Source organism: Aquabacterium sp. (genome assembly GCF_034003525.1).
Classification (GTDB): domain Bacteria; phylum Pseudomonadota; class Gammaproteobacteria; order Burkholderiales; family Burkholderiaceae_C; genus Aquabacterium.
This window is the reverse complement of the sequence record NZ_JAVEYN010000013.1, coordinates 17,109-29,031: the sequence shown is the minus strand read 5'-3', so window position 1 is coordinate 29,031 and position 11,923 is coordinate 17,109. Positions and strand designations below refer to the sequence as shown.

General features: G+C 60.1%; 12 protein-coding genes. 5 read left to right on the top strand and 7 right to left on the bottom strand.

Going from position 1 to position 11,923, the window contains the following annotated elements; translation table 11 throughout:
• Positions 1-27: 27 nt before the first annotated feature.
• From RBT42_RS09405 to RBT42_RS09375, 7 genes are all read right to left on the bottom strand, one after another.
• On the bottom strand, positions 28-513 hold the full coding sequence (locus RBT42_RS09405) for a hypothetical protein (protein ID WP_320364446.1): 486 nt from the start codon (positions 511-513) through the stop codon (positions 28-30).
• A gap of 46 nt (positions 514-559) precedes the next feature.
• Complete coding sequence (locus tag RBT42_RS09400) at positions 560-1,609, bottom strand: ABC transporter substrate-binding protein (protein WP_320364443.1); 1,050 nt, start codon at positions 1,607-1,609, stop codon at positions 560-562.
• A gap of 86 nt (positions 1,610-1,695) precedes the next feature.
• Entirely contained in the window at positions 1,696-2,763 is a 1,068-nt protein-coding gene (locus RBT42_RS09395) for a porin (RefSeq protein WP_320364441.1), read from the bottom strand.
• A 70-nt stretch (positions 2,764-2,833) separates the two neighbouring features.
• Complete coding sequence (locus RBT42_RS09390; protein ID WP_320364439.1) at positions 2,834-3,025, bottom strand: hypothetical protein; 192 nt, start codon at positions 3,023-3,025, stop codon at positions 2,834-2,836.
• 31 nt (positions 3,026-3,056) lie between these two features.
• Positions 3,057-3,521: a hypothetical protein gene (locus RBT42_RS09385; protein WP_320364437.1), complete on the bottom strand. Its 465-nt coding sequence runs from the start codon at positions 3,519-3,521 to the stop codon at positions 3,057-3,059.
• Between the two features lie 293 nt (positions 3,522-3,814).
• A complete protein-coding gene (locus RBT42_RS09380; RefSeq protein WP_320364435.1) occupies positions 3,815-5,191 on the bottom strand; it encodes an MFS transporter in 1,377 nt (458 codons plus the stop codon).
• 167 nt (positions 5,192-5,358) lie between these two features.
• Complete coding sequence (locus RBT42_RS09375; RefSeq protein ID WP_320364433.1) at positions 5,359-5,526, bottom strand: hypothetical protein; 168 nt, start codon at positions 5,524-5,526, stop codon at positions 5,359-5,361.
• Between the two features lie 421 nt (positions 5,527-5,947).
• On the opposite strand from RBT42_RS09375, the gene RBT42_RS09370 reads away from it, so the two are divergent.
• The 5 genes from RBT42_RS09370 (at position 5,948) to RBT42_RS09350 (ending at position 11,539) form a co-directional block, all read left to right on the top strand.
• Positions 5,948-6,778: an alpha/beta hydrolase gene (locus tag RBT42_RS09370; protein ID WP_320364431.1), complete on the top strand. Its 831-nt coding sequence runs from the start codon at positions 5,948-5,950 to the stop codon at positions 6,776-6,778.
• A gap of 342 nt (positions 6,779-7,120) precedes the next feature.
• A complete protein-coding gene (locus RBT42_RS09365; protein WP_320364429.1) occupies positions 7,121-8,026 on the top strand; it encodes a VOC family protein in 906 nt (301 codons plus the stop codon).
• 49 nt (positions 8,027-8,075) lie between these two features.
• The gene (locus tag RBT42_RS09360; protein WP_320364427.1) at positions 8,076-9,248 is read left to right on the top strand and encodes an acyl-CoA dehydrogenase family protein; all 1,173 of its coding nucleotides are present in this window, start codon (positions 8,076-8,078) and stop codon (positions 9,246-9,248) included.
• 102 nt (positions 9,249-9,350) lie between these two features.
• On the top strand, positions 9,351-10,547 hold the full coding sequence (locus tag RBT42_RS09355; protein ID WP_320364425.1) for a flavin reductase: 1,197 nt from the start codon (positions 9,351-9,353) through the stop codon (positions 10,545-10,547).
• Positions 10,548-10,627: 80 nt separating this feature from the next.
• Complete coding sequence (locus RBT42_RS09350) at positions 10,628-11,539, top strand: LysR family transcriptional regulator (protein WP_320364423.1); 912 nt, start codon at positions 10,628-10,630, stop codon at positions 11,537-11,539.
• The last annotated feature ends 384 nt before the right edge of the window (positions 11,540-11,923 follow it).

Sequence of the window (11,923 nt, the reverse complement as noted above, 5' to 3'; positions counted from 1 at the left end):
TTGATCAATCTCCAGTCATGACAACCGTCATTGCGGCCCAGTTCGCTCTTCAATGCGGCGACCGATGTTGGGCTTGTAGGCTTCCTGGCCGTCCCAGGTCCAGAGGGGCTCCAGCTTGGGCTTGAGCGCGGCATACATCCAACCGCTGTAGGCCAACAGCAGCACCCCGTTCAGGAACAGCTCCTGCGGACCAGTGAACAACTGGCGGGGCGTGGCAACGATGAACGTGTTGAGCCAGAAAATATTCACCGTGGCCGGCATTTCAATAATCAGACCCAACAGTGGCCAGCGGTTGAAAAACAGCATGGCGCCCGTGAGAATTTCCAGATACTTGATGGCCTGGTACAGATAGATGTTGGCGTTCGCCTGCACCCATTCGCCACCCACCCCAGGAATCTCCGGCACGTAGCCGGTGAAGGCAAAACGGAGACCGGAAAATAACAGGTGCGCGCCGAAATAGAGCCGGAGCCAGTGGATGACGTAGTACCACGGCGATTGAGATGCCATCTTCATTGAATGTGTCCTTGCTTGAGTTTCAGGTCAGCGTGTTGTGACACGCTCATTCCTTGGCGCGGCCAACCTTGGCCAGCGCGGCGTTCAGAAACTCCTGGTCGATCAGATCGCTGGTTTTCACCGGACGGGCGATGATCTTCTGGCTCACGAGGAAGGCCTGCAGATCCTCCACGACCTTGGGGCTGAACGTGCCGTTGACGGATACCAGCGGCAGGCTGATCTCCTTGAGTCGGTTCACGTCCTTGATTTGCCCATGCTTGGCCAGAATCTCGTACATGGCCTGCGCATTGGTGCCATTGGCCACCGAATCATGGAAGTCCCGCTGACCGCGCAACAAGGCCGACAGGAAGCGCACCATGGCATCCTTGTTCTTCCAGGCATTCCCGCTGGCCGCATACATCAGGGAGGGCAGGCCCTGAGAGGTCTCCACTTCGGGAATCTTCAGGTCTGCAATCTTTCGTTGCTTCGCCACGGTGATGAAGGGCTCGACCAGGAAGGAGCCATCGATGGCCTTGTTGCCCATGGCCACCAAGGTGTCCGGCAGCGGCATGTTGATGACCTCGACATCCGATTGCTTGAGGCCGGCGCGCTCGGCTGCGCGCATGAGGCTGTAATGGCTGGTGTTGCCCAGCGCCGAGACAGCAAGCTTTAAGCCTTTCAGATCCGCCGTGCTCTTGTAACGGCCGCTGTCGACCAGGTCCTTGCGGATCACGATGCCGGTGGTCTTCTCACCGGCGTTGACCACATAGATCGGCGCAATCGCCTTGATGGGCACATTGCGCGAGCGGGCATTGATGTACGCTGCGCCCAGGTTCATCACCCCAATGTCCATGTCACCCGAGGCGAGTTGGGAGATGGTGTCGGAATTGGAGGTCGTACCCGGCACCAACTGAATCTTGATACCCTCTGCGGCAAAGTAGCCCTTCTCGATCGCGAAGTAGAGCCCGCCCTCCGTGGTCAGGCCGACGGTGTTGACCCGCAGCGTGATCGGTGCGTTCTGAACTTGCGCGCCAGCCACATTGGCCAGTGCCAGTGCGCCCACCATCAGCAGCGTGCGCTTGGTCTTGGAAAAGAACTGGCTCGTTTTCTTGTGCATGATTGTCTCCTTCGGCTTTACAGGTCTTCACAGCCGAGGCGGCACCCGCCGCCCCAGCCTTGAAAGGTGTGCAAACTGCACCGGAATCAGAAGCGGTGGTGGATACCCACGCGAATGACGGTCTGCTGGTCTGTGGTGGAGGTGCCGAACAGCGCACCGCCTGGTTTGCCCACAGTCGATGGGGCGGCATCCTTGTCGCTGGTCGTGTTCAACGACGCCATCGTGTAAAGGTGGGTACGCTTGCTGAGGTTGTACTTCGCACCGATGAAGGGCTGGGTCAGAGTGGCCTTTTCACCTGTTTTGTTGGTCGCACGGGCGACGCCGATACCGCCACCGACACGAACCTTCTCGCTGAAGTTGTAGGCCACCGTCAGTTCAATCGGCTTGATCTGCGCTTTCGACTCTGGATCTTTCCCCACGTAGTAGTTCGCCAGGAACATCCACGGACCTGTGACGTACATGCCCTTGACAGCGAACGCCTCACGGGCAAACGGGCCATTGCTGGGACTGAAGTTGTCCTTGGTGTACCCGGCCCCCAGCGAGAGGCCTCCGTCGATGTAATTGATCATCGCGCCGTGGACATATTTACCTTTAGTTTCTGTCCCTGCTCCGAAGCCATACAGCAGACCTGTCGTCACGCGACCAAATGTCTTCATCCACTTGACCGTGTTGTCGAATTGGTAGCCCCCGATGTGCACGTCGACGGGTGCGCCAGCGATGCCCGCATACCCGGCTGCCTGGCCACCTTGAATGATCGGCGCCGCGTCAGGGACGCCGATGTCCACGTTCAGGAAGTCCAGCTGACGGCCCACCTTGAGGGTCCCCCAGTCTTTGCTGATCAGGCTGACCGTCGATTCACGGTTGAAGAAGGAGGTCGATCTGCCGGCCGAGCCGTTGGTCAGGTCCACCGTGGATTCGAGCGTGAAGCCAACCTGAAGCCCGCCCCCCAGGTCCTCGCGCCCACGCAAGCCGATGCGTGATGATGACGCGCCGCCTGAGTCCAAACCGGTCCGCGAATTGCCGCCGGTGTTGCTGATGTGGGTCAGCGCCACGTCGGCAATCCCATAAATTTGCACACCGTTGGTCGACTGCGCCATTGCACTGCCGGTCAACGCCATGATCGCGAATGCCATGTGCTTTTTCATTTTTGCCATGTCTCCAGTCATTTATGTCATCCTCTGTTGTGAAGCGAAATTTGTCCCTATCAACCTCAGCGCCTGAACCTTATTTCTGACGCCTGTTACTTACGAACATCACGATCAGCGTGATCAGCCCAGCGAAGGCCGGCGGACCCCAGTCATACATGCGCAATGGCCTCTCACCCATGGATGTGGAAAACCCAACCACGACCAATGTCCAGACGATCGCAACCGCGGCAATCAGCACATAGTGCTTGCCGGCAATAGCTTCTTTCATTGAGTACCTCTCAGGAGCGGTTAGTACCTTCTCAGGTCTTCGTCAATGGCGAGCGCTTGTGAAAGCCTTCCCACAAGGAATAGGGTTTCACCTTGGCACGCAAGAAATCCACGTAATACCCACCGTAGGCGAGCAGCAGACTACCGTTCAGCATCAACTCCTGCGTGCCAGTGAACTTCTGCCGGGGATGTGGCGATACCACCAAATTCAAATAGGCGATCTGAAAGGTGATGCCCGCCATCACGATCAGCGCCAGGGGCACCATGAAGTTGAAAAGAAGCATGGCTCCCAGAATCACCTCAAGATACTTCACGAGCGGATAAAATCCAATATTCGTCATCTCGCTCAAATAAGGACCCACGGCACCCGCGCGACTAAAATCAGGGACGAAATCGAATATGACGTAGTAAAGACCCGACTTCAGATAGTGGAAGGCAAAGTACAGCCTCAGCCACAACACCAGATATTTCCACGGAGAATCATCCGCCTTGATCATCTTGATATCCTTTACTGATGAATCAGGTCACGATTGACTGTCAATCGCGATACAAATCGGCACACCAGCGCACATCACGGATTGCGCCAAGCTCCACGAGGCTGGTTTCGCCTCGAAAGTCATTCAGATGGCCGCAACTCACCAGGCCTCAGGGGTGGAGAGCCAGGTTGAAGTGCGGCACCAAGACATGCCGCGGTCTGATATCGATACCGTCGGTCAACCCAGAACACGCATGAACGCTGGAGCCGCTGGAGCTCGCCGGCGTTATCAGGGTGGAAGACCTTTGGTGAGAGTCAAATCACTGCCTGCGACTTGCGATGTGGCCGCAAGGGTTCGGTGATGCCACCGCCAGCATGCTTGTCTCGGCCATTGGCACGGTGAGGTTCCCTTTTCAGCTCATCCTTGTCCGCGCTGACATCGACGGCGTTGCCGGATTGCTCTCGACTGAAAACATACGCTGCCAGACTCACCGCGCACACAGCGCCAAAGAAGAGGGCGACCCATTCAGGCCTGGTGCCACCGGAAGCCGCCAGCAAGCTGGATGCGATCAATGGGGACAATCCGGCGCCCAAGGTCGAGGCAATTTGGAAGGTGACGGCAACACCGCTGTAACGCACTTCCGCTTCGAACTTCTCGCTGATCCAGGTTGCCATGGCGCCTCCCATCAGACCCTGCACGATCGGCAGCGCCAGAACAAAGGCAAGCAGGAGTGCAGAGAAGCTGCCTTGCTGGACAAGCAGGAACACCGGCCAGATGAAGACCATGCCAGCCACGGCGCCCGCCATCATCATGGGACGGCGACCGGTCTTATCGGAGAGTCCGCCAAACAGGGCCGTGGTGAAGATGTGCAGCACGTTGGCAATCGTCATCGCCACCAACGCTGTGGTGCGCGTATGGCCCTCCGTCACGGCATAGCTCAGCAGGAAGGCTGCGGCAAAGGTTGAGAATGCCAGGGGCGCAATACCGCCCACCACACCCGAAAACACCTGCTTCTTGCAGTGCCGGATGATGGTCATCAAGGGCATACCTGCCTTTTTGGCCTGCTGCACACGCGCCTGACGCGCCGCTTCGTACTCAGGGGACTCGCTCACCTTGGCGCGAATCATCAGCCCTACCACCATCAACAAGGCACTGATCAAGAACGGCACACGCCAGCCCCAGCTCAGGAACTCCTCACTCGGCAGCATCGAGAAGGGCGTCATCACCAAGGTGCCCAACACAGCGCCTGTCGGTCCACCGGAGGCCACGATGCTGACGGCCAAGCCACGCCCCTTGGGTTTGGCATGCTCCATGGACATCAGGGTGGCCCCACCCCATTCACCGCCGATGGCGAAGCCCTGCAAGATGCGCAGCACGACGAGCAAGACGGGGGCCATCATGCCGATCTGGGCGTATGTGGGCAGCAGACCAATCAGCACACTGGCCGTGCCCATGAGAACCAAGGTCGTGACCAGGATGTTCTTGCGGCCGATCTTGTCGCCGTAATGCCCAAACACCACAGCACCCAAGGGGCGTGCGAAGTAGCCCACCGCAAACGTCCCGAACGCGGAAAGCGTCGCAGCCAGCGGATCCATGCTGACAAAAAACAGGTGAGGAAAGACCAGCGCAGCGGCTACGCCGTACAGCAGGAAGTCGTAATACTCGAGCGTGGTCCCTACGTAGCTGGCCAAGACCGCTCTGCGCCGCTTTGTCGCCTGATCAATGTTCTCTACTGCTTGCTTCATACTTTGCCTCAACTGAGCCGGCCTTCGCTGTAATGTGTACTGTTGTCATGCGCAGGCAATGATGTCATTGCGTTAAACCTTGACACCTGAACATCCGCGCAGTCGCGTGTGAATCACCAACTGTGCACGCATTTCGCCTTGACCACCATCACCATGGCCACACGGCATGTTGTGAAGTCGGCGGTGAAATGACCTGCATCGGCACCCCATTTTTGGATGCTTGAGTCCGGGTGTGTTGTTGAATTCTTGCGTTGGCGCAACACCGCAGCAACACGGAACATGTCATGTCAGCTATGGCGCAGAGGCATACCTCGCGTCCGAAATTCGTTTCTCCCAGCGAGAAGGGCGCTGACAGACGCCCCCGAGTTTCCTCGCTCTAAGCGTAAGTCCTAGGTTCCGAGGGCATCGTTTTCCTGTGTTCGCCACAGTCGAACGGGGTGATTTCACCCCGGCGCCGACACACAACAGGGCGGCAATCGAGGGAATTGCGCCGCGCGCACTGACACATGGCCCGGCCCACACAGCGGCCAAGCGGCCCGCCACTCAAGGGTTAACGATCATTAACTCTAGAACCTGTGTTCGCCTAATATCGCTTCGCCGATTGGCCTGACCTGGTGCATCAGCGCGGGTTCGGCCAGATCGTTGCCTGCTTTTTTCCATCCGCGCCCTGCTTACCCTGGCGCACACTTCACGAGAACTCACATGGCCGTTTTGACCGAAGAAAACACCAGCAAGCGCATCAAGACCAAGAATTGGGATATCCACTATCACGAGTCCGGCCAAGGTCAGCCCTTGGTACTCGTTCACGGTGGTGGCCCCGGCGCTTGCGGCTGGAGCAACTTTCACCCCAACATTCCCTACCTGTCTGAACACTTCCATGTGTTTGCCATCGACCTGCCAGGCTGGGGCCAGTCGCAATCGGTCATGTACGACCAACGCGACAACAGCGGCGTGCTGGCCGAGTTCATCGAGACCCTGGGTCTGGGCAAGGTGGCGATCATCGGCAACTCGATGGGCGGCTCGTCCTGCATCCGACTCGCCTACGAACGGCCGGAACTGGTCAGCCATCTGATCACCCTGGGCTCTTCGTCGGGCACACCAGGCCTGTTCGATGCAGCCGGCCTGACCGAAGGTGTCAAGGCACTGGAAGCGGCTTACTTCAATCCTGGCCCTGAATCCATGCGCAACTTCATTGCGACCATGGCTTTCGACACGCGCCACGTCACCGACGAGTTCGTCGCCGAGCGCGTGAAGGCCACCACCGACCGCATGGACCATGTCAAAGGCTGGATCAGCGGCCACGGCAAGCCCATGGTTCGCATCGATCAGACCAAGCTGCCCGAGATCAAGATCCCGACCTTGCATGTCCATGGCCGCGATGACCGCACCGTGAACTTCACGGCCGCATTGCACCTGTCACGCCAGATTCCGAATTCGCGCGTGCTGATCGTGAACCGTTGCGGTCACTGGGTGCAGCTCGAGCACTCCGACGAGTTCAACCGCTCGGTGACCTCGTTCATCAAGGGCAACTGATCGGCCCATCGCAGCTTGCGACGCCGCGCTTGAAGCGGTGTTGCAAGCTGCCATCACGACACCACGCCTCCCGCGACAGACGTGATGTCAGCCGACCCGACGCCACCCCCTGGCGTCCCAGCATGTGACCGATCAGCGCCACAGCGAGCGCTCGCCACCTGTTCCTGAAGTCACCGCGGGCCATCGCCTCAGCACGAGGTGCGTCCCCATCGCGCGATCCTTTACAGACCCAACAAGGCCCCTTGCTAGGGCGAACCCTAGCTTGACCCGCGCTCATTGATGAACGACCATTCTAGTATTGATGTTCGTCAATGACGTTGACACTTTTATAAGGTAACCACCGTGATCACCTCTCTTGCCTACTTTGGCGTGACCTCTCCGAACCACAAGGACTGGGAGACCTTTGGCCCCGAGATCCTGGGGTGCGAGTTGGTGCAGCCTGGCGCCGATGGCGCCGTCCGCCTTCGCTTTGACGAAATGGAATGCCGCCTTACGATACATCCGGGCGAACGCAATGACGTGGCCTACATCGGTTGGACCACCACGGGTGAGAAAGATGCCGAGGCCCTGGCAGAACGCGTCAAGGCACAAGGCATTGCGGTACACCGCGCCACCACCGAACAGGCTGCCTCGCGCGCGGTCATCGGCTACTTCTGGTTCCTGGATCCGGCCGGCTTCAGGCAAGAGCTGATCTGGGGTCAGTTGCGTCCACGCACCCCATTCCGTCCCGGCCGCGCCATGAGCGGCTTCCGCACCGGCGACCAAGGGCTCGGCCATGTGGTGCTGGGTGTGCCGGACGTCGCCGAGTCAGATCGCTTCTACCGCGATGTGTTGGGCTTCCATCTGTCCGACACGGTGGTGGACGGTCCGATCCACGCTCACTTCTACCACGTCAACGGTCGTCACCATTCACTGGCGATTGCCCGTCCGCCCAGCGGCAAGTCCTCGTTCCTGCACATCATGTTCGAGGCCAACTCTCTGGACGATGTCGGCACCGCGATGGACCTGTGTGAACAACACGGGGTTCCGATGACCCGCTCGCTCGGCGTACACACCAATGACCGCATGACGTCGTTCTACCTGCATTCGCCTGCCGAATTCCGCATCGAGTACGGCTGGGGCGGGCTGGAAGTGGATGACCTCTGGGTGCCTCGCTACTACGACCGCACCAGCGCCTGGGGTCACCACCACCTGAACAAGCATCTGTCGCACTTCCTGGAACTGGGTGACGCAGGCAGCAAGGCCTGATCACTCCTCCTTGACTTGAACAACCCCCTTTTTTCCCCAAGGAAAAACCATGCATTCCGCTCTCGAAAACATTGCAACCCTCACTGAACAGGCTGCCAAAGAAGTTGAGCCATCCGAGCAACTGGGCCGCGTCTCCGACGAAGGCATTCGTCTGCTGGTTGATGCAGGCGTCATGCGCATGCTCCAACCCAAGGACTTTGGCGGTGAGGAAGCAGACCCGCGCGAGTTCCTCGAAGTCCTGATGGGCCTGGCCAGCCGCGCCCCGTCCGTTGCCTGGGTGGCAGGCGTGGTCGGCGTGCACCCCTTCGAGTTTGCCCAGTGCGAACGCCGTGTCCAGGAGGAAGTCTGGGGTGACGATCCAGACACCCTGATCGCATCGCCCTACGCCTTCATCGGTCGCGCCAAGCGTGTGGATGGCGGCTACATCCTCAATGGTCAGTGGCCCTTCTCTTCGGGCACAGACCACTGCAAGTGGGTCGTGCTCGCCGGTCTGGCAGAAGAAGAAGGCGGTCCCGCTGACTCGTTCACGAAGATGACCCACTTCATCTTGCCGCGCGCCGACTACGAGATCCTGCAAGACTCCTGGAAGGTGATGGGGCTGCTGGGCACCGGCAGCAAGGACGTGCGTGTCACGAACGCGTTCGTGCCGGATTACCGCGTCCTGGAATACAGCCGCCTGACTTCACGCGAGTACGCCACCAAGCATCGTCCTGGCAATCCGCTGTATCAGCTGCCCTTTGAACTGATTTTCCCGGGCGCCATTGCCGCCACGTCCATCGGTATTGCCGAAGGCGTGGTCCGATGCATTGCCGACTACACCCGTGACCGTGTGTCGCGCATGGGCGTCAAGTCCACGCAGAACCCCTGGGTGATGGCAGACCTGGGCGCAGCCCTGGCCGACATCGATGCCTGCAAGCAGCAGGTGCTGAACGACGTCACCGAGGCCTACGAATTCGTCAAGCGCGGTGGCTACATCACGCCGGAGATGCAGGCCAAGGCCCGCGTCCACCAGGTGCGTTCCGTTCACCGCGTGACCGCTGCCGCTTCTCAGTTGTTCAAGCACGCCGGGGGCAACTCCAGCCGTCTGAGCAACCCGATCCAGCGTCAATGGCGCGATCTGTCGGTCGCCCTGGGCCATGCGTGCAACGTCGAGGACCCGGTCTACGCCGCCTATGCAGGGTTGCAGTTTGGCATCCCTGCCCCCAAGGGCGTGATCATCTGATGGTTCATTCGCTTGGGCCTCGGGGTGTGCGTTTCACATCCCCCAGCCCAAGCGTCCCATCAGCGCCCACTCGACCCTTACTGCCCACCTAGAGACCTGAACATGGCACAAACGCCCCCCCCCATCGACAACGACCGATTCCGCTCCGTGCTGGGCAGCTACCCCACCGGTGTGGCGGTCGTCACGGGGATTGACAAGCAAGGTGAGCCGATCGGCATGGTGGTTGGCACCTTCACCTCCGTGTCAATCGACCCTCCGCTGGTGGCGTTCTTGCCGATGAAGACCTCACGGACCTTCCAGACCCTGCGGGAGGACTCCGACACCTTCTGCGTCAACATCCTGGCGGCCGATCAAGAGCACATTTGCCGCACGCTGGCCGCACCAGGCGACAAGAAATTTGCCACGGTCCCTTGGCACAAGAGCCCTGGCGGCAATCCCATCATCGACGGCGTCGTGGCATGGATCGACTGCAAGTACGCCAGCGTCGTCGATGGCGGCGACCATCACATCGTGCTCGGCAGCGTACAGGCCATGGACCGGTCGCGCGACACGACGCCGCTGCTGTTCTTCCAGCGCGGCTATGGCCGCTTTTCCACCGGCCCGATGGTCATCGGCAGCGAACGTGAAACGCTGCACTATGCGCGCCTGGCTGAAATCGCCCGCGAAGAGATTGAAAGGCTGGCGAGCGACTCTCAACTTGAGTGCAGTCTGGTTGCCCCTGTCGGCCATGATGCGGTCTATGTGGCCGTGGCAGATCATTCGCCTCAACGCCGCGCGAACAGCCGATTGGGCGCCCGCGTGCCGGTGACACCGCCTTTGGGCACGCTGTTCGTAGGCGAGCCCAATGGGCTGTCTGAAGAGGCCTGGCTTTCGCGCCTGGGCAAGGCCAGTCCCGAGACCTATGAGCAGGCGAGGGCCAAACTCGCACGCGTGCGTGCCCGAGGCTGGTCAGCCGCCCTGGTGGGCAATCTGACACCCGCGGAGTTGGAGCAGGCGCTCATTGTTTACTCCAACCCCCAACGTACACCTGAGCAGGAGCGCAGCTTCCTGTCCTGTGTCTCGGCGATGTTCGACATGCACGAGCCCGAACAGTTGAGTCCGGATGAGGAATACGATGTGCTGCAATTGTCCGTGCCGGTGCGCCAGGCTTGCGGCAAAGTCGTTCTCACGCTTCGCATGGGCGCACTGCCGCCGAAACTGTCGGGCAGCACCTTGCATGCCTACCTGCAGCGCCTAGAGGCTTGCGCCTCACGCATTGAAAAGCTGATCGCCGCACAGGCTGAACGCACGCCCGCGTGAAACGGGCATTCAGCCCTCTGTCCACAGGACAATGCGGCCTCTGCTAAATTGACGAACGTTCTTGCCAAGGCAGCCTCTCCGTGGACATTTCTCAACTTCGCAGCTTTGTTGCCGTCGCAGAGGCGGGCAGCTATATCAAAGCGTCCGACCTGCTGCTCATTTCACAGCCGACGCTGAGTCGCCAGGTCCGTGCACTGGAGGTGGAGCTGCGCGCCAGCCTGTTCCACCGTCACGGACGAGGCGTGCTGCTGACCGATCGAGGCAAAAAGTTCATCGAGTACGCGCGCTCAGTGCTGCACACGATCGACACCGCGATTCTGTCGGTGCGTGACACAGAGGCGGAATACACCGGACACCTGCTGATCGGGATGACCCCCAGCATCGGGCGCATCGTGATCCCGACCTTGATACCGCGTCTCAAGGAGCAGTTTCCGAAGGCGACCATCAGCATTGCGGAAGGTCTGTCTGGCTTGCTGTACGAGCGGGTCCTCCTGGGCCAGCTTGATTTCGCACTCTTGCTCAGTCCCGCCAGCTCCCCCAGTTTGGACATTGAGCCACTCGCAACGGAGCAGTTGTACCTCGTTGGTCGTGAGCCTGCGGGCGATGGTGGCTCAGCCATCACCCTGCAGGACCTGGCCACGCTGCCCCTGATCCTGCCGCACAGCAACCAATGGACCCGCCCCGCGCTGGAGTCTGCGGCCGCCCGGCTGGGCCTCAGGCCCAACATCGTGGCCGAGGTGGATGCGACGTTTTCGACGATTGAGCTCGTGTCCCAAGGTATGGGCTACTCCATCATGCCTGGCAGCATGCGCAGGTTGAGGCGGCTGCCCGATCTTTCTTGGCAAAAGATCGTGCGCCCTCACCTGGAGGCGACGATCAGCCTCATCACCCCGTCTCGCCAGCCGCGCAGCAGACTGTCTGAAGATGCCTCGGCGATCGTCAAAGACACGCTGATCGAAGTCTTGGCCAGCAAAGATCCTGATGGGCCGTGAGGCGTAAGCAACCTCTTGCGCCTGCGGTTCGTGCGGCGCAAGGATGTGATGCCACGGTGCGCCAGCAACTGGCGCTTTGGCATGTCCTGGGGGCCCCGCGTCCTCGGGCACGTTTGACCTCTGTGCTCAGCAGCACCAACTTCTCTCGCGTCATCACGCGCGCTTGAGACTGGCGCGACAACGGCTTCTGGCCGATTCTTGTCCCCAGCATTTCCCCCTGCCCTTTGATCACATGTCGCACTGGCATGCGCCTTCTGCTGCATGGCGCTGCGCCCGTGCGTGAGGGAAGCGGTTCGATCGATTCCCCCCTTGGTGGCGTGCCAGGTTGCGCCGAGCCACCGGGGAGCTTCAAACAAGAAAAAGGCCGCTTGTGAAAGCGGCCTT

Excerpts from the sequence above, each read along its gene's own strand:
- RBT42_RS09405 (WP_320364446.1), bottom strand. The coding sequence starts at position 513 with ATGAAGATGGCATCTCAATCGCCGTGGTACTACGTCATCCACTGGCTC.
- RBT42_RS09400 (WP_320364443.1), bottom strand. The coding sequence starts at position 1,609 with ATGCACAAGAAAACGAGCCAGTTCTTTTCCAAGACCAAGCGCACGCTG.
- RBT42_RS09395 (WP_320364441.1), bottom strand. The coding sequence starts at position 2,763 with ATGGCAAAAATGAAAAAGCACATGGCATTCGCGATCATGGCGTTGACC.
- RBT42_RS09390 (WP_320364439.1), bottom strand. The coding sequence starts at position 3,025 with ATGAAAGAAGCTATTGCCGGCAAGCACTATGTGCTGATTGCCGCGGTT.
- RBT42_RS09385 (WP_320364437.1), bottom strand. The coding sequence starts at position 3,521 with ATGATCAAGGCGGATGATTCTCCGTGGAAATATCTGGTGTTGTGGCTG.
- RBT42_RS09375 (WP_320364433.1), bottom strand. The coding sequence starts at position 5,526 with ATGTTCCGTGTTGCTGCGGTGTTGCGCCAACGCAAGAATTCAACAACA.
- RBT42_RS09370 (WP_320364431.1), top strand. The coding sequence starts at position 5,948 with ATGGCCGTTTTGACCGAAGAAAACACCAGCAAGCGCATCAAGACCAAG.
- RBT42_RS09360 (WP_320364427.1), top strand. The coding sequence starts at position 8,076 with ATGCATTCCGCTCTCGAAAACATTGCAACCCTCACTGAACAGGCTGCC.
- RBT42_RS09355 (WP_320364425.1), top strand. The coding sequence starts at position 9,351 with ATGGCACAAACGCCCCCCCCCATCGACAACGACCGATTCCGCTCCGTG.